Origin of the sequence: Pseudomonas sp. GM_Psu_1 (assembly GCF_026544185.1) — a bacterium.
In the GTDB taxonomy this organism is placed as follows: Bacteria; Pseudomonadota; Gammaproteobacteria; order Pseudomonadales; family Pseudomonadaceae; genus Chryseomonas; species Chryseomonas oryzihabitans.
Genome location: NZ_JALNUX010000001.1, coordinates 202,260 through 219,235, shown reverse-complemented (window position 1 = coordinate 219,235; position 16,976 = coordinate 202,260). Strand labels below are relative to the sequence as shown.

The following is a 16,976-nucleotide window of genomic DNA, read 5'->3' as shown; positions in this document are numbered from 1 at the left end:
CACGTGGAACCCCGGGCTACAGGGTCAGCGGCAATTCCAGCGGGGTCTGCTGCCGCGCCGCCAGGCGCTGCTGGAATTCGGCCGGATCATGGATCAGCACGTCTTGACCGGCAAAGGCCTGGGCAGCGATCAGGCGTGACAGCCAGAAGCGTACGCAGGCGACCCGCAGCAGCACCGGCCACAATTCGGCTTCGCGCGGCGTGAAGTGGCGGTCGGCGGCATAGGCCGCCAGCAGCGCCCGGGCGCGTGGCAGGTCCAGCGCGCCGCTCTCGGTGGAGCACCAGTCGTTCACCGTGATGGCGAGGTCATAGAGCATCCAGCCGGAACTGGCGTTGTAGAAGTCGATGACGCCCGACAGCCGGGGGCCGTCGAACATCACGTTGTCGCGGAACAGGTCGCCGTGCAGATTGGCCTCGGGCAGCGGCGGCTGCTCGCTCAGCAACTCGCGGATCTCCGCCAGGGTGCGCTCCAGCAATGGCCGGGCGGTCGCGTCCAGGGTCGGCGCCAAGCGCTCGCCTTCGGTCAGCATCCAGGCCAGGCCGCGATCACTGGCGCGTTCGATGCGTTTTTCACCCGCAGTAGCTCGGTGCAGATGGCCCAGCAGGTGGCCGACTTCGCTGCAGTGATGGGGATTGGGCACACGCTCGTGGCGACCGGCCAGGCGCGGTTGCAGCAGCGCCGGCTTGCCGGCCAGTTCGCGCAGGGCCTGGCCATCCTGGGTGCGCACCGCATAGGGCACCGGCAGGTCGGCGTCGTGGAGGACGTCGAGCAGTTCGATGAAGAACGGCATCTCCGCCACCGGGCCGCGCTCCACCAGGGTCAGGACGAATTCGCCGCCTTCCAGGCTGATGAAGTAGTTGGTGTTTTCCGAGCCCTCGGCGATGCCCCGGAAATCCCGCAGCCGGCCCAGGCCATAGGGCGCGAGAAAGGCTTCGAGGGTGGGACGATCGAGGGGCGTGAAAACGGACATGACGGGGCCTGGCGGAGGAATGTGCGAGCGGCGCGCAGTTTACCGGTCCAGGCGCCTTGCGCCTACCAGCTGAACAGGCGCCAGCTGGGGACGTGCAGGGTCGGCTTGTCGTTGGCGGCGGTGCTGCTGCCATCGGCGGGCACCAGTTCGTAGGGCGCACCATGCTTGGGGATGACCCGGGTGGACTGCAGCACGCCGCGGATGCGCGTCTCCTCGATGGTCTGGTCGCCGGCCTGATAGCGGATCACCTTGATCTCGTCAGGCAGGGGCTTTTCGCCCGGTGGCAGCGGTTCCGCGGCCTGGACCAGCGGCGCCAGCAGCAACGCGGCGAAGAGGAAGCGACGAGCACCCATGGTAACCTTTGACCTTTTGAACGGAGCGAGTGGTCGATTCTAGAACCCGGCCTTGCAGTCGTCGAGACTGGCCGGACAGACGCCGCACACGCCACGACAAAGGTCTAGACCATGAGCCACGCCCCTCTCGTCCTGGTGGACGGTTCCTCCTATCTCTATCGCGCCTTCCACGCCCTGCCGCCGCTGATGACCTCCACCGGCAAGCCGACCGGCGCGGTGAAGGGCGTGCTCAACATGTTGCTCTCGCTGCGCCGCCAGTATCCGGACAGCCTCTTCGCGGTGGTCTTCGACGCCAAGGGCCCGACCTTCCGCGACGAACTCTTCGCCGACTACAAGGCCCAGCGACCGGCCATGCCCGATGACCTGCGCGGCCAGGTCGAGCCGCTGCACGCCTGCATCCGTGCCCTGGGCCTGCCGCTGCTGGCCGTCGAAGGGGTGGAAGCCGATGACGTCATCGGCACCCTCGCCCGCCACTGCGCCAGCGCCGAGCGCCCGGTGGTGATCTCCACCGGCGACAAGGACATGGCCCAGCTAGTCTGCCCCTACGTCACCCTGGTCAACACCATGAGCGGCAGCGTGCTGGACGTGGAAGGGGTCAGGACCAAGTTCGGCGTGGGTCCGGAGCTGATCATCGACTACCTGGCGCTGATGGGCGACAAGATCGACAACATCCCCGGGGTGCCCGGGGTGGGCGAGAAGACCGCCGCCGGACTGCTCAATGGCATCGGCGGTGGCCTGGATACCCTCTACGCCAACCTCGACGCGGTGGCCGCCCTGCCCCTGCGAGGCGCCAAGTCGCTGGCCGCCAAGCTGGACCAGCATCGCGAGCAGGCCTATCTGTCCTACCAGCTGGCGACCATCAAGCTGGACGTGCCGCTGGACCTCACCTTCGAGGAGCTCACCGTCGGCGAGCCCCATGTGGAAGCCCTGATGGCGCTCTACCAGGAGCTGGAATTCAAGTCCTGGCTGGATGAGCTGATCCGCGACACCAAGCGCCAGGGCGCGCCCCTGCCGCTGGCCGAGGATGCCGCCACCACCCAGGTGGAAACCCATTATGACACCGTGCTGGAGCAGGCCGACTTCGACGCCTGGCTGGCGCGGCTGCAGGCCGCCGACTGCTTCGCCTTCGACACCGAGACCACCAGCATCGATGCCCAGCGCGCCGAGCTGGTGGGCCTGTCCTTCGCCGTGGCGCCGGGCCAGGCCGCCTATGCGCCCCTGGCCCACAGCTACATGGGCGCGCCGACCCAGCTCGGTCTGGAGCCGGTATTGGCGGCGCTCAAGCCGCTGCTGGAAGACCCGGCCAAGCTCAAGGTCATGCAGCACGGCAAGTACGACCTCAATGTGCTGACCCGCTACGGCATCACGATCCAGGGCATCGCCTTCGACACCATGCTCGAATCCTATGTGCTGGACGCCACCGGCACCCGTCACGACATGGACAGCCTGGCGCTCAAGTACCTGGGCCACAGCACCATCCGTTTCGAGGACATCGCCGGCAAGGGCGCCAAGCAGCTGACCTTCGACCAGATCGCCATCGAGCAGGCCGGGCCCTATGCCGCCGAGGATGCCGACGTCACCCTGCGCCTGCACGAGACCCTCTGGCCCAGGCTGGAGGCCGTGCCAGGCCTGGCCGCGGTGCTGCGCGACATCGAGATGCCGCTGGTGCCGGCGCTGGCGCGCATCGAGCGCAACGGCGCCCTGGTGGATTCGGCGCTGCTCGGGGTGCAGAGCCGCGAGCTGGGCGAGAAGATGATCGCCCTGGAAAAGGAGGCCTATGAGCTGGCCGGCCAGGAATTCAACCTGGGGTCGCCCAAGCAGCTGGGCGAGATCCTCTTCGTCAAGCTGGGCCTGCCGGTAGTCAGCAAGACCGCCTCCGGCCAGCCCTCCACCGCCGAGGCGGTGCTGCAGGAACTGGCCGACCAGGACTTCCCGCTGCCCAAGGTGCTGATGCAGTACCGGCAGATGAGCAAGCTCAAGAGCACCTACACCGACAAGCTGCCGCAGCAGATCAATCCGCGCACCGGGCGCATCCACACCAGCTACCACCAGGCGGTGACGGCGACCGGCCGGCTGTCGTCCAGCGACCCGAATCTGCAGAACATTCCGATCCGCACCGCCGAGGGCCGGCGCATCCGCCAGGCCTTCGTCGCGCCCCAGGGCTATCGCCTGCTGGCGGCGGACTATTCGCAGATCGAATTGCGCATCATGGCCCACCTGGCCCAGGACGAAGGCCTGCTGCACGCCTTCCAGAACGATCTGGACGTGCACCGCGCCACCGCCGCCGAGGTGATGGGCGTGCCCCTGGAAGAGGTCAGCAACGAGGACCGTCGCCGCGCCAAGGCCATCAACTTCGGCCTGATCTACGGCATGAGCGCCTTCGGCCTGGCCAAGCAGATCGGCGTCGGCCGCGCCGAGGCCCAGGCCTACATCGATCGCTATTTCCAGCGCTATCCGGGCGTGCTGGCCTACATGGAGCGCACCCGCGCCCAGGTGGTGGACCAGGGCTACGTGGAGACCCTCTATGGCCGCCGGCTGTACCTGCCGGACATCCACTCCAAGAACCAGGGCCTGCGTCGCGCGGCCGAACGGGCGGCGATCAACGCGCCCATGCAGGGCACCGCGGCGGACATCATCAAGCGCGCCATGATCGCCGTGGACGGCTGGCTGCAATCGACCACGGAGCTGGATGCCCGGGTGATCCTGCAGGTGCACGACGAACTGGTGCTGGAGGTGCGCGAGGACCAAGTGGAGCAACTGCGCGAAGGCCTGCTGCCGCTGATGAGCGGCGCCGGCGAGCTGGACGTGCCGCTGCTGGTGGAGTCGGGGGTGGGTGGTAATTGGGATGAGGCGCACTGATAGATGCGCCTGCCTGGGTTTGATCGCGGCCATGGCGGTCCGCCGATGCGGCCGCTCCTACAGGTTTAGATCTCACTGTAGGAGCGGCCCATGGCCGCGATTCAGACACCGTAGCTTGGAAACGGAACAGCCATTTCCATCTGAGGCCTGGGTGCCGCGCCTCCCCTCACCCCAGCCCTCTCCCAGAGGGAGAGGGGGTGATTCGGAGCGCGGCCTCGACACCGTGGCTCTGTAGCGTGGAAAACGGCGTAGCCTTTTCCACCTGAAACTCAGGTGCCAAGGGCGCCCTCACCCCAGCCCTCTCCCAAGAGGAGAGGGGGCGGTTTGGAGCGTGGCTTCGACACCGTGGCACCGTAGCGTGGAAAGCGGCGCAGCCTTTTCCACTTGAGGCTCAGGTGCCAAGGGTGCCCTCACCCCGGCCCTCTCCCTGAGGGAGAGGGGGTTACAACTTCAGCGTACTACCCCTTCCTCGCGCAATACCTTGAAGATGGCGGCCGCGGCCGCTTCCGGGGTCAGGTCCTTGAGGACCTGGCCGCCGTCGCCGGAAGCCTTGGCCGTGGCGGCCTTGAAGCGGTCGGCGGCGGTCTTGGCCTTGATCACCTTGAGGCGCTTGGGGCGGGCCTTGGCGGGCTGCAATTCGCCGCTGTCGAACAGACTGTCCTGCACGATCTCGGTGGTCTCCACCTGCAACTCGCCCCGCCGGGCCGGGCCAAAGGCGCTTTGTCGCGGCGCCGGGGCGGCGCTGTCGACGCTGGCGACGAAGGGCAGCCGTACCCGCAGCCGACGGCGCTGACCACGCGGCAGGGCCTGGAGTACGGTCGCCTGGCCACCTTCCACGACTTCCACCGCGGCGAGGCCGACCACCAGCGGCCAGCCAAGGGTCTCGGCCAGCAGATAGGGCAGCAGGCCCGAGCCCTCGCCGGTTTCCGCCTGGCTGCCGGTCAGCACCAGGCCGGCGCCAACGTCGCGCAGGGTATCGCCGAGGGCTGGCAGGGCATCGGCGCCTGGCGGTTGTTCCAGTACGTGCAGGGCCGGCACGCCCATGCCCAGATAGCCGCGCAGGGCCTCTTCGGCGGGATCGCCGGCGTGCAGCACGCGCAGCTTGTCGCCCACCAGGCGCAGGCCGAGTTCTACCGCGCGGGCATCCTGTTCCGCCCGCCGGGCCCGCCCGGAGGTGGGGTGGGCGCCAACGGAGACCAGGGCCACGACCTTGACGCCGTCCAGCGACGGCAGCTTCTGCTCAGGCGACATCCTGCAACTCCCCTGCCCGCTGTTGTTCGACCAGCCGCGCCAGGGCGGCCAGGATGGCGTCACCATTGCCGATCACCGAAAGATCGGCGCGCTTGACCATGTCGCAACCCGGATTGGTATTGATGGCGATGACCTTGTCGCAACTGGCGATGCCCTGCAGATGCTGCACGGCGCCGGAGATGCCCACGGCCAGATAGACCCGGGCGGTGACCCAGGTCCCGGTCGCACCAACCTGACGATTGCGCGGCATATGGCCGTCGTCCACCGCCACCCGCGAGGCGCCTTCGGTGGCACCGAGGATGGCGGCGGTGCTGTGGAACAGACTCCAGTCGCGGATACCGTTGCCGCCGGAGAGGATGAATTCCGCTTCGCCCAGGGGAATCTGCATGGGATCGACCGCCACTGGGCCGAGGTCCTCGATGCGTGGCAGGTGGCGGGCGATGTTGCCGCCGAGGGTGACCGGCAGGACCTCGTGACGGGTCTCGCCGACCGGCTCCGCGCACTCCGGCAGGGCCAGCACCAGGCGCGGCAGCGGCTGCTGCAGATCCTGGCGACCGGCACCGGCGCGGCCGGTGGCCAGACCGTCCTTGACCTGCCAGACGCGGGTCGCAGGGCGCTCGTGCAGGGCCGCGCCCAGGCGCCGACCCAGTTCGCCGCCACCGCTGCGGCTGTCGGGCAGCAGCCAGTGACGCGGCTGCAGTTCATTGTCTACCGCGCGCAGCGCCAGCACCCGCTGCTCGGGGGCATAGCCCTGGAATTGCTCGCCGTCCAGATGCAGCAGGCGATCCACGCCGGCGGTATCGAAGGCGGTTTCCTTGACCTCGCCGAAGACCACCGCCAGCACGGCGCCCTCGGCGCCGGCCAGTTGCCGGGCCAGGCCCAGCAGGTCGCGGTCATGGGCGGTCAGGCGACCGCTGACCAGGTCCGGAACCACGGCGATGTGGAAGGCCGGTTCGGCGATCCGGTGCAGCGGCAGCTGTTCTTCCACCGCCTGAGCGGCGCCACGGCGGCCGCCGCCCTGCTGGGCGCCGCTGCGATCGATCCGCTTGACGCCCTGGGGGCCGACGAAACCGGCCGCCGCGGCATGGGGATTCTTGCGGACCAGGCCATTGGGGCCCATCCAGCGGACTTCGGCCTCGGCGCTGCTGGCGATACTGGCGATACTGGCGTGCAGCGGATGCAGACGGTTGCGCGCGATCCACTCGCGGCGCGGATCGCGACGGATGATGCTCATGCTGGGCGCTCCGTTTGGAAATGGCCGGTGAGGTGCGCGGTGGGCCCCTCACCCCAGCCCTCTCCCCTGAGGGGAGCGGGGGTAAAAGAAAAAAGCGGCAGGCCTGCCAGATGGCTTTTCCCGGTGCTACAGGCGAACGCCAGAACTGGCCGGACACCGGTAGCCATCCCCTCTCCCCTCGGGGAGAGGGCCAGGGTGAGGGGGCTACCAAACCCACTCACGACAGCGCCTCCGCCACCGGCCGCCGCGCAGCCGCAGGCTTGCTGTCCACCGGCGCCTCGACGATGGCCTCGGCCACCAGTTCGGCGATGTCCTTGATCTCCGGACGCGGGGCGACCACGCCTTCCAGCATCAGGGTGCACTGGGGGCAGCCCACGGCCACCAGCTCGGCGCCGGTTTCCTTGATGTCGGCCATGCGCATGTCGGGGATCCGCTGCTTGCCGGGGATGTCGGTGATGGGGGCGCCACCGCCACCGCCGCAGCAGCGCGAACGGAAGCCGGAACGTTCCATCTCCTTGACCGCGATGCCCAGCGCCTTGAGCACCGCGCGCGGCGCCTCGTACTCGCCGTTGTAGCGGCCCAGATAGCAGGGATCGTGATAGGTGATGGTGGCGCCCTGCTCGGCCAGGGCGTGCTGCCCGAGGTGCAGGGTGCCGCGGCTGAGCAGGGTCTCGATGAAGGTGCTGTGGTGCTGCACCTGGTAGTTGCCGCCCAGGGCGCCGTATTCGTTCTTGAGCACATGGAAGCTGTGCGGATCGCAGGAGACGATGGTCTGGAAGCGATACTTGCCCAGGGTCTCGATGTTGCGTCTGGCCAGTTGCTGGAAGGTCGCCTCGTCGCCCAGGCGACGGGCCACGTCGCCGCTGTCGCGCTCTTCCAGCCCGAGCACGGCGAAGTCCACCTTGGCTGCCTTGAGCACCTTGACGAAGGCGCGCAAGGTGCGCTGGTTGCGCATGTCGAAGGCACCGTCGCCGACCCAGAACAGCACCTCGGCCTGGCCCTTGTCCTTCATCAGCGGCAGGTCCAGGTCGGCGGCCCAGTTCAGGCGGCCACCGGGGGCGAAGCCGCCGGGGTTGTCGGTGGCGATGAGGTTTTCCAGCACCTCGGCGCCCTTGTTCGGCGTCTCGCCGCGTTCCAGGGTCAGGTGCCGGCGCATGTCGACGATGGCATCGACGTGCTCGATCATCATCGGGCATTCCTCGACGCAGGCGCGGCAGGTGGTGCAGGACCAGAGGGTCTCGGCATCCACCAGGGCCTTGCCCTGGCGCGCCACGATCGGCAGGTGCGGACCGCCGGCGTGCTCGCCGACCGGCTTGCCGGGATAGGGCGAGCCGAAGTAGCGGGCATCGCTGCCGCCCTTGAGGCCGACGACCATGTCCTGGATCAACTTCTTGGGATTGAGCGGCTGGCCGGCGGCGAAGGCCGGGCACATGGCTTCGCAGCGACCGCACTGGACGCAGGCGTCGAAGCCGAGCAGCTGGTTCCAGGTGAAGTCGGCGGGTTTTTCCACCCCCAGCGGCGCCTTGGGATCGTGCAGGTCCAGCGCCTTGAGACCGCTGGAGCGGGCGGCGCTGGCGTTGTGCGGGGTGCTGAAGCGCTCGGCGCGACGGTGCCAGGCCAGGTGCAGGGCACCGGCGAAGGCGTGCTTGATGGGACCGCCCCAGGTCATGCCGAGGAACAGTTCGGACACGCCCCAGGCCACGCCCACCGCCAGCACCGCGGCCAGCAGCCAGCCGCCGAAGTCCGGCGGCAGGATGCCGGCGACCGGCAGGGTGGCGATGAAGAAGCTCGCGGCAAAGGCCAGCAGACTCTTCGGCAGGCGCATCCAGGGGCCCTTGGACAGCCGCGCCGGCGGATTGCGGCGGCGCTTGGCGACGAACAGGGCGCCGGTGAACATGCAGGCGGTGGCCGCCAGCAGCGCCCAGCCGAGGATGCGGCTGTGCAGGCCGAAGCCATGCACCAGGATGGCCAAGAGCGCCGCCAGGACGAAGCCGCCGGCGGTGGCCACGTGGGTCTTGGAGATGTACTTGTCGCGGTCGACCACGTGGTGCAGATCTACCAGGTAGCGCCGCGGCATCTTCAGCAGCCCGCCCAGCCAGTCGACCTCGGCCGGACGCCCCTGTCGCCAGAGACTGAAGCGGCGCACGGCACCGATCACGGTGAGGGCCAGGGCGGCGAAGAGCAGGATGGGGAGGATGGTACTGAGCATTGCGGGTCTCCCTACGGGACCTCGGGTGGCGGCGGATCACCTCCTCTCCCTGGGGAGAAAGCCGAGATGGAGAGCCCGCTTTGACGCCAAGGCGTCAGCTGGGCCCCTCACCCCCGCCCTCTCCCTCAGGGAGAGGAGGCTGTCCGTGCCGACCGGACGTTGCGAACCCTCACGGGGCGTGTCTTAGAAGTCCTTGCACAGGCGCAGGGCGTCGTAGATGGCGGCGTGGGTGTTGCGCTGGGCCACGCAGTCGCCGATCCGGTAGAGCAGGTAACCGTTGCCGGTCTCGCCCAGCGCCGGCTGCGGCTCGATGGCGAACAGCGCCTCGATGTCCATCTGGCCCTTGTTGCGCGAGTCTTCCTTGAGGGCGTAGTAGAGCCCCTCGTCCGGGCGCACGCCGTTCTCGATGACGATCTGGTCGACCACGCGCTCTTCGCGGGCGCCGGTGTATTCGTTCTCCAGCACCGCGACCTTCTTGTCGCCCTCGGCATAGACCTTTTCCAGCATCAGGTCGCCGGTCATGATCACTTCCTTGGGATAGAGGCTGCGGTAGTAGGTCGGGAAGGTGGTCCCGCCGATGGCCACGCCCGGCTTGATGTCGTCGGTGACGATCTCGACCTGGGCGCCCTTGTCGGCCAGGTAGTCGGCCACCGACATGCCGGTGAATTCACAGATGGTGTCGTACACCAGCACGTTCTTGCCCGGTTCGACCTTGCCCGAAAGGATGTCCCAGCTGCTGACGACCAGGCCGTCGGCGGCGTGCCAGTGATCGACCTGTTCCAGGAAGGGATGGCCACCGTTGGCAAGGATGACGATGTCCGGGCGCAGGTCGAGGATGGTCGCCGGATCGGCGGCGGTGCCCAGGCGCAGGTCGATGCCCAGGCGCGCCAGTTCCAGCTGGTACCAGCGGGTGATGCCGGCGATCTGGTCGCGCTGCGGGGCACGGGATGCCAGGGTGATCTGGCCGCCGAGTTGCTCCTGCTTCTCGAACAGGGTGACGTCATGGCCGCGCTCGGCCGAGACGCGCGCGGCCTCCATGCCGGCCGGGCCGCCGCCGACGATGACCACCTTGCGCTTGGGCCCGGTGGACTTCTCGATGATGTGCGGCAGGCCCATGTATTCGCGGCTGGTGGCGGCGTTCTGGATGCACAGCACGTCCAGGCCGTTGTACTGGCGGTCGATGCAGTAGTTGGCGCCGACGCACTGACGGATCTGGTCGATCTGTCCCATCTTGATCTTGGTGATCAGGTGCGGATCGGCGATGTGGGCGCGGGTCATGCCGACCATGTCGACATAGCCGCCCTCGAGAATACGGGTGGCCTGGTTCGGGTCCTTGATGTTCTGGGCGTGCAGCACCGGTACGTTGACCACTTCCTTGATGCCCGCCGCCAGGTGCAGGAAGGGCTCCGGCGGATAGGTCATGTTGGGGATGACGTTGGCCAGGGTGTTGTGGGTGTCGCACCCCGAGCCGACCACGCCGATGAAGTCGAGCATGCCGGTGTCGCTGTAGTACTTGGCGATCTGCTTCATGTCGTCGTGGGACAGACCGTCCGGGTGGAATTCGTCGCCGGTGATGCGCATGCCGACGCAGAAGTCGTCACCGACCTCGGCACGCACGGCCTTGAGCACCTCCATGCCGAATCTCATGCGGTTCTCGAAGCTGCCGCCCCATTCGTCGGTGCGCTTGTTGACCCGCGGCGACCAGAACTGGTCGATCATGTGCTGGTGCACGGCGGACAGCTCGACGCCGTCCAGGCCGCCGGCCTTGGCGCGGCGGGCCGCCTGGGCGAAGTTGCCGATTACCCGCCAGATCTCTTCCGGCTCGATGGTCTTGCAGGTGGCGCGGTGTACGGGCTCGCGGATGCCCGACGGCGACATCAGGGTCGGCCAGTGGCCGCCGTCCCAGCGCGAACGGCGCCCCATGTGGGTGATCTGGATCATGATCTTGGCGCCGTGCTTGTGCATGGCGTCGGCCAGATTCTGGAAGTGCGGAATGATGCGGTCGGTGGACAGGTTGACCGAACTCCACCAGTGCTGCGGGCTGTCGATGGCGACCACCGAGGAGCCCCCGCAGATGGCCAGGCCGATGCCGCCCTTGGCCTTCTCTTCGTAATACTTGACGTAGCGCTCGGTGGTCATGCCGCCGTCGGTGGCATAGACCTCGGCGTGGGCCGTGGAGAGTACGCGGTTGCGGATGGTGAGCTTGCCGATCTGGATCGGCTGGAACATTGCTTCGAAGGCCATGACCTTCTCCTCGATCGGCTGGTGCGCGGTCTTGAGCCGCGCTCTTGCTCTGGGGTGTCGCTGGGTGGCGGCAAGCGGGTCGGCGGCCACCCGGGGGCGGGACGTTACTTCGGCCGGGTGACGAACAGGCCGTCGTCATGGCCTTCTTCGGAACCGCTGTATTCCTGGACGGTGACGGTGCGGATGGCACTGCCCTTGGCGGCCAGGATCTGGTCGATGGCGCCGGAGAACCAGCCGGTGAACATGTAGTCGACCTTGCGATTGACCTTGCCGTAGACGTAGACGAAGGCGGAGTGCTTGAGCTTGACCTCGGCATGGCCGGTGTCCAGGTCCAGCTTCTGAGTCTCGAACAGGCCCCAGCCGCGCTGCGACAGGCGCTTCATGTAGTGCTCGAACACCGCGGCGCCGTGGATGCCATGGCACTCGGCTTCCTTCTCGCACCAGTGCCAGGCGGACTTGTAGCCGGCCTTGTAGAGGATCTCGGCGTATTTGTCGGCGCCCAGGACTTCTTCGATGCCCATGTGGTTGTTGACGAAGAAGTGCCGGGGTACGTACAGCATCGGCAAGGCGTCGGTGGTCCAGACGCCGGTTTCGTCGTCGACCTGGATGGGCATTTCGGGGGCGTGGCTGGCCATGTGTGGAGCTCCGATTCGCTAATACGTATCTAAAAAAAGGTGTGGGTGAATGCCTGTGGAGCCGTAGCGAGCGCGCCGCTGGCAAGGAGTCCCGCAGCGCCAGGTGAGAGCAGTACCGAGGTACGGCGAACCTGGCGCGAGGACGCGACGCCGCTAGCGGTGTGCGCAGTAGGCTCCAGAGGTATTCACTACTCGCCCCAGACTTCGCCGAGGATGCGCATCCAGTTCTCGCCCATGACCTTGCGCACGGTGCGCTCGGGCATGCCGCGCTTGAGCAGGGTCTCGGTCAGGTTGGGGAATTCGCCCACGGTGCGGATGCCCAGCGGGTTGACGATCTTGCCGAAGTTGGTCAGGCGACGGGCGTAGCCCTTGTCATGGGTCAGCCACTCGAAGAAGTCATGGCCGTGGCCCTGGGTGAAGTCGGTACCGATGCCGATGGAGTCTTCACCCACCAGGTTCATCACGTACTCGATGGCCTCGGCGTAGTCGTCGATGGTCGAGTCGATGCCCTTGGCCAGGAAGGGGGCGAACATGGTCACGCCGACGAAGCCGCCGTGGTCGGCGATGAACTTGAGTTCCGCGTCCGACTTGTTGCGCGGATGCTCCTTCAGGCCGGACGGCAGGCAGTGGGAGTAGCAGACCGGCTTCTTGGATTCGAGGATGACTTCCTCGCTGGTCTTGGAGCCGACGTGGGAGAGGTCGCACATGATGCCGACGCGGTTCATCTCGGCGACGATCTCGCGACCGAAGCCGGACAGGCCGCCGTCACGCTCGTAGCAGCCGGTGCCCACCAGGTTCTGGGTGTTGTAGCACATCTGCACGATGCCCACGCCGAGCTGCTTGAAGATCTCGACGTAGCCGATCTGGTCTTCGAAGGCATGGGCGTTCTGGAAGCCGAACAGGATGCCGGTCTTGCCCTGGGCCTTGGCCTGGCGGATCTCGGCGGTGGTGCGCACCTGGACCACCAGGTCGCTGCACTCGCGGATCAGCTTCTGGCTCGCGGCGATGTTGTTGACCGTGGCCTGGAAGCCCTCCCATACCGAGACGGTGCAGTTGGCGGCGGTCAGGCCACCCTTGCGCATGTCTTCGAAGAGTTCGCGGTTCCACTTGGCGATGATCAGCCCGTCGATGACGATGCTGTCGGCGTGGAGTTCGGTGGCATTCATGACGGGCTCCGGCGTTGGTCTCGCGCCGGAACGGGTGCCGGCGATTCGAGGCCAGCATAGCCCCGGGGTCCTGGCCGACCGGATGCAAAAACGACAGGGGTATCACCAGAAGCGTCAGTGAGCGGGTCGGCCTACCCCGGCGGCAGGCCGGCAGCCGCCGCCGCAAGCTCCGGCGCCGACGACCGGTGCGGTCGGTCTTCCCGCGGACTCAGGCCGAAGCGCTGGCGGTAGCAGCGGGAGAAATAGGACGCGGACTCGAAGCCGCAGGCCAGGGCGACGTCCAGCACGCTGGCCTCCCCCTGCTGCAGCAGCTGGCGGGCCCGGTCCAGGCGCAACTGCAGATAGAAGGTGGAGGGGGTCGTCTGCAGGTGGAGGCGGAACAGCCGCTCCAGCTGGCGGCGGGTCACCTGGATGCCGGCGGCCAGTTCCAGGGTGCCCAGGGGCGTCTCGGTGTGGCGCTCCATGCGCTCCACCACGCGGATCAGCTTGCGATTGGCGATACCGTAGCGCTGCGCCACCTGCAGCCGCTGGTGCTCGCGCGGCGGGCGAATGCGCCCGAGCACGAATTGCTCGGAGACCTGCACCGCCAGTTCGCTGCCGTGGCTGCGGCCGATCAGTTCCAGCAGCAGGTCGAGGCTGGCCGTGCCGCCGGCGCAGGTGATGCGGCCGCGGTCGATCTCGAACAGCTCGCCGGTCACCTCGAGCTGCGGCCAGGCTTCGCGAAAGGCCGCCACCGCCTCCCAGTGCAGGGTGATCCTATGGCCGTCCAGCAGCCCGGCACGCGCCAGCACCAGGGCACCCGTGTCGATCCCGCCCAGGGGATGGCCGTGGCGGGCGACCTGGCGCAGCCAGCTGGCGAGGCCGTCGTCGTAATGGGCCAGGGGCTCAAAACCGGCCACCACGAACAGGGTGGTGCCCGCTTCCAGGGCATCGAGGCCACTGTCGACATTGACCGACATGCCGTTGCTGGCGGTCACCGCCGCGCCCTCGCGACCGAGGATGCGCCAGCGGTAGCTGCCCGGGCGAAAGCGGTTGGCCACCCGCAGGGGTTCCAGGGTGGCGATGAAGCCCAGGGCGGAAAAGCCGGGCAGCAGGAGAAAGGCAAAGGACTGCGGCATGGGTGGGGCGTCCTCGGTAACGGTTGGCTTGGGCAAGCAAGAAGGTCGCCAGGGTGCAAATTCCGGTCGTCGGGCTGCACATGGCGGCGGGGCGAGGCGCCTAGGGTAGAAGGCAACCGGCAGTCATCCCCGCCCGCCGCCCCAGGGAGTTCGTCATGCCCAACAAGACCCTCAGTGCCACCCTCCTCGCCTGCGGCCTGCTGGCCGCCACCCTTGGCAGCGCCCGCGCCGCCGATCCCGACAGCTGCCAGACGGTACGGATGGGCATCGTCGGCTGGACCGACGTGGTCGCCACCAGCGCCCTGGCCGAGGTCATGCTCGAAGGCCTCGGCTACGGCGTGAAGCCGACCACCGCCTCCCAGCAGATCATCATGGCGGCCATGGGCGACAAGAATCTCGATGTGTTCCTCGGCTACTGGCAACCGACCATGCAGCCGGTGGTGCAGCCCTTCGTCGACAAGGGCCAGGTCAAGGTGCTGAATCCGCCGCTGCTGGCCGATGCCCAGTCCACCTATGCGGTGCCCGAGTACGTCTACGAGGGGGGCCTGAAGACCTTTGCCGACATCGCCCGCTTCAAGGACAAGCTCGGCGGCAAGATCTACGGCATCGAGCCAGGCAGCGGCGCCAACCGCGGCACCGCCGAGATGATCAAGACCGACCGTTTCGGCCTCAAGGACTTCCAGCTGGTGGAGTCCAGCGAGGCGGGCATGCTCACCGCCGTGCGCCGCGCCGAGAAGCGCAAGGAATGGATCGTCTTCTTCGGCTGGAAGCCGCATCCGATGAACCTGCAGATCAAGATGCGCTACCTGACCGGCAGCGAAGACGTCTTCGGCCCCAACGAAGGCCAGGCCACGGTCTCGGTGGTGACCACCGCCGACTATCCGCAGCGCTGCGCCAACGTCCAGCGCCTGCTCAGCAATCTGCACATGGACAGTGCCGAGGTCAGTGCCGTGATGGCGCCCATCCTGGAGCGCACCGCGCCCAAGGACGCCGCCCGCGCCTGGCTCAAGGACAACCCGCAACGCCTCGACGCCTTTCTCCAGGGCGTGACCACCCGTACCGGCCAGCCCGCCGCTCTCAAGCTCTGATCGCCCAAGGACAGACCCCATGAACACCGATGTCATCGTCACCTGCGCCCTGACCGGCGCCGGTGATACCGTAGGCCGCAATCCCCATGTCCCCGTTACCCCGGCGCAGATCGCCGCCGCCGCCCTGGAGGCGGCCCGCGCCGGCGCCACCGTGGTGCACGCCCATGTGCGCGATCCCGCCACCGGCAAGCCGAGTCGCGACGTGGCGCTCTATCGCGAGGTGGTCGAGCGCATCCGCGAGGCGGACACCGAGATCGTCATCAACCTCACCGCCGGCATGGGCGGCGACCTGGAGATCGGCCCGGGCGAGACGCCCACCGACTTCGGCCCCGGCTCGGACCTGGTCGGTCCCCTCACCCGCCTGCTGCACGTCGAGGAATTGCGTCCGGACATCTGCACCCTGGATTGCGGCACCCTCAACTTCGGCGATGGCGACTTCATCTATGTCTCCACCCCCGCGCAACTGCGCGCCGGGGCCAGGCGCATCACCGAACTGGGGGTGAAGGCCGAGCTGGAGATCTTCGACACCGGCCACCTCTGGTTCGCCAAGCAGTTGCTCAAGGAGGGCCTGCTGAAGGATCCGCTGTTCCAGCTGTGCCTGGGCATTCCCTGGGGCGCCCCGGCCGACACCACCACCATGAAGGCCATGGTCGACAACCTGCCGGCGGGCGCCTGCTGGGCCGGCTTCGGCATCGGCCGGATGCAGATGCCCATGGCCACCCAGGCCATGCTGCTGGGCGGCAACGTCCGCGTCGGCCTGGAGGACAATCTCTGGCTGGACCGGGGCGTCCACGCCACCAACGGCAGCCTGGTGGAGCGGGTCATCCAGATCATCGAACGGCTGGGCGGACGCGCTCTGAGCCCGGCCGAAGGGCGTGACCGCATGCAGCTGGGAGGTGCCCGATGAGCGCCGTCTTCGCCGCCCTGGGCACCGGCGTGATCGGCGCCGGCTGGATCGCCCGGGCCCTGGCCCGCGGCCTGGACGTCCGCGCCTGGGACCCGGCGCCCGGCGCCGAGGCCGCCCTGCGCACCCGCCTGGCCAATGCCTGGCCGGCCCTGGAAGCCCAGGGCCTGGCGCCCGGCGCCAGCCTGGAGCGCCTGAGCTTCCATACCGACCTGGAAGCCGCGGTGGCCACTGCCGACGTCATCCAGGAAAGTGCACCCGAGCGTCTGGAGCTCAAGCGCGACCTCCATGCCCGGGTCAGCCGGGCAGCGCGGCCCGACGCCCTGATCTGCTCCAGCACCTCGGGTCTGCTGCCCAGTGACTTCTATGCCGACGCCCAGCACCCCGAGCGCTGCCTGGTGGGCCATCCCTTCAACCCCGTCTACCTGCTGCCGCTGGTGGAGGTGGTGGGTGGCAGCCAGACCTCGACGGCCAACCTGGAGCGCGCCGAGGCCTTCTATCGCGAGCTGGGCATGCGGCCGCTGCGGGTGCGCAAGGAGGTGCCCGGCTTCATTGCCGACCGCCTGCTCGAAGCCCTGTGGCGCGAGGCGCTGCACCTGGTCAACGACGGCGTCGCCACCACCGGCGAGATCGACGACGCCATCCGCTATGGCGCCGGCCTGCGCTGGTCGTTCATGGGCACCTTCCTCACCTACACCCTGGCTGGCGGCCCGGCGGGCATGCGCCACTTCATGCAGCAATTCGGCCCGGCCCTGAAACTGCCCTGGACCTACCTGGAAGCCCCGGAGCTGACCGACGGCCTGATCGACGCCGTGGTCGAGGGCACCCAGGCCCAGCAGGGCGACCTGGAACTGGCGGCGCTGGAGCGCTATCGCGACGACTGCCTGCTGGCGGTGCAGGCGGCCATCGCCGACTGCAAGACACGCCACGGGATTCGGGACTAGG

The 16,976-nt window shown here is 68.1% G+C and carries 13 protein-coding genes; 4 read left to right on the top strand and 9 right to left on the bottom strand.

The features are described from left to right. Positions 1–16: 16 nt before the first annotated feature. Entirely contained in the window at positions 17–970 is a 954-nt protein-coding gene (locus OXS31_RS01050) for a homoserine kinase (protein WP_144945364.1), read from the bottom strand. Between the two features lie 62 nt (positions 971–1,032). After that, the gene (locus OXS31_RS01045) at positions 1,033–1,323 is read right to left on the bottom strand and encodes a DUF2782 domain-containing protein (RefSeq protein WP_027597317.1); all 291 of its coding nucleotides are present in this window, start codon (positions 1,321–1,323) and stop codon (positions 1,033–1,035) included. A 111-nt stretch (positions 1,324–1,434) separates the two neighbouring features. Between OXS31_RS01045 and polA the strand changes: the two genes are divergently transcribed. Next, positions 1,435–4,182 (top strand): DNA polymerase I, encoded by a 2,748-nt coding sequence (gene polA, locus OXS31_RS01040; RefSeq protein WP_267397230.1) that lies wholly within the window; start codon positions 1,435–1,437, stop codon positions 4,180–4,182. A gap of 450 nt (positions 4,183–4,632) precedes the next feature. Here the strand turns inward: polA and OXS31_RS01035 are convergent, their stop codons facing one another. The 7 genes from OXS31_RS01035 to OXS31_RS01005 form a co-directional block, all read right to left on the bottom strand. Beyond that, entirely contained in the window at positions 4,633–5,406 is a 774-nt protein-coding gene (locus tag OXS31_RS01035; RefSeq protein ID WP_169742421.1) for an electron transfer flavoprotein subunit beta, read from the bottom strand. 16 nt (positions 5,407–5,422) lie between these two features. Next, the gene (locus tag OXS31_RS01030; RefSeq protein ID WP_267397228.1) at positions 5,423–6,667 is read right to left on the bottom strand and encodes an electron transfer flavoprotein subunit alpha/FixB family protein; all 1,245 of its coding nucleotides are present in this window, start codon (positions 6,665–6,667) and stop codon (positions 5,423–5,425) included. A gap of 217 nt (positions 6,668–6,884) precedes the next feature. Continuing rightward, positions 6,885–8,876, bottom strand: a complete 1,992-nt coding sequence (dgcB, locus tag OXS31_RS01025) for a dimethylglycine demethylation protein DgcB (protein ID WP_108582255.1) — start codon at positions 8,874–8,876, stop codon at positions 6,885–6,887. 183 nt (positions 8,877–9,059) lie between these two features. Continuing rightward, positions 9,060–11,120 carry a dimethylglycine demethylation protein DgcA gene (gene dgcA, locus OXS31_RS01020; RefSeq protein WP_027597312.1) on the bottom strand — a complete coding sequence of 687 codons (2,061 nt, stop codon included), beginning with the start codon at positions 11,118–11,120 and terminating at the stop codon, positions 9,060–9,062. Positions 11,121–11,224: 104 nt separating this feature from the next. Then, on the bottom strand, positions 11,225–11,755 hold the full coding sequence (locus OXS31_RS01015; RefSeq protein WP_027597311.1) for a DUF5943 domain-containing protein: 531 nt from the start codon (positions 11,753–11,755) through the stop codon (positions 11,225–11,227). Positions 11,756–11,943: 188 nt separating this feature from the next. Beyond that, on the bottom strand, positions 11,944–12,921 hold the full coding sequence (locus OXS31_RS01010; RefSeq protein WP_027597310.1) for a dipeptidase: 978 nt from the start codon (positions 12,919–12,921) through the stop codon (positions 11,944–11,946). 131 nt (positions 12,922–13,052) lie between these two features. Then, the gene (locus tag OXS31_RS01005) at positions 13,053–14,039 is read right to left on the bottom strand and encodes a GlxA family transcriptional regulator (RefSeq protein WP_042135111.1); all 987 of its coding nucleotides are present in this window, start codon (positions 14,037–14,039) and stop codon (positions 13,053–13,055) included. 155 nt (positions 14,040–14,194) lie between these two features. Here OXS31_RS01005 and choX point away from each other — a divergent pair, with 155 nt between their 5' ends. Genes choX through OXS31_RS00990 form a run of 3 tightly spaced genes read left to right on the top strand, consistent with a single transcriptional unit; the run spans position 14,195 to position 16,975 of the window. Next, on the top strand, positions 14,195–15,127 hold the full coding sequence (gene choX / locus OXS31_RS01000; protein WP_144945374.1) for a choline ABC transporter substrate-binding protein: 933 nt from the start codon (positions 14,195–14,197) through the stop codon (positions 15,125–15,127). Positions 15,128–15,146: 19 nt separating this feature from the next. Further along, a complete protein-coding gene (locus OXS31_RS00995) occupies positions 15,147–16,034 on the top strand; it encodes a 3-keto-5-aminohexanoate cleavage protein (RefSeq protein ID WP_144954609.1) in 888 nt (295 codons plus the stop codon). Next, complete coding sequence (locus OXS31_RS00990; RefSeq protein ID WP_027597307.1) at positions 16,031–16,975, top strand: L-carnitine dehydrogenase; 945 nt, start codon at positions 16,031–16,033, stop codon at positions 16,973–16,975. Before OXS31_RS00995 ends, OXS31_RS00990 begins: the two co-directional genes overlap by 4 nt. Position 16,976: the final 1 nt, after the last annotated feature.

Coding starts and splice junctions, on each gene's coding strand:
- OXS31_RS01050 (WP_144945364.1), bottom strand. CDS start 970: ATGTCCGTTTTCACGCCCCTCGATCGTCCCACCCTCGAAGCCTTTCTC.
- OXS31_RS00995 (WP_144954609.1), top strand. CDS start 15,147: ATGAACACCGATGTCATCGTCACCTGCGCCCTGACCGGCGCCGGTGAT.
- OXS31_RS01010 (WP_027597310.1), bottom strand. CDS start 12,921: ATGAATGCCACCGAACTCCACGCCGACAGCATCGTCATCGACGGGCTG.
- OXS31_RS00990 (WP_027597307.1), top strand. CDS start 16,031: ATGAGCGCCGTCTTCGCCGCCCTGGGCACCGGCGTGATCGGCGCCGGC.
- polA (WP_267397230.1), top strand. CDS start 1,435: ATGAGCCACGCCCCTCTCGTCCTGGTGGACGGTTCCTCCTATCTCTAT.
- OXS31_RS01015 (WP_027597311.1), bottom strand. CDS start 11,755: ATGGCCAGCCACGCCCCCGAAATGCCCATCCAGGTCGACGACGAAACC.
- OXS31_RS01045 (WP_027597317.1), bottom strand. CDS start 1,323: ATGGGTGCTCGTCGCTTCCTCTTCGCCGCGTTGCTGCTGGCGCCGCTG.
- OXS31_RS01005 (WP_042135111.1), bottom strand. CDS start 14,039: ATGCCGCAGTCCTTTGCCTTTCTCCTGCTGCCCGGCTTTTCCGCCCTG.
- dgcA (WP_027597312.1), bottom strand. CDS start 11,120: ATGGCCTTCGAAGCAATGTTCCAGCCGATCCAGATCGGCAAGCTCACC.
- OXS31_RS01030 (WP_267397228.1), bottom strand. CDS start 6,667: ATGAGCATCATCCGTCGCGATCCGCGCCGCGAGTGGATCGCGCGCAAC.
- choX (WP_144945374.1), top strand. CDS start 14,195: ATGCCCAACAAGACCCTCAGTGCCACCCTCCTCGCCTGCGGCCTGCTG.
- dgcB (WP_108582255.1), bottom strand. CDS start 8,876: ATGCTCAGTACCATCCTCCCCATCCTGCTCTTCGCCGCCCTGGCCCTC.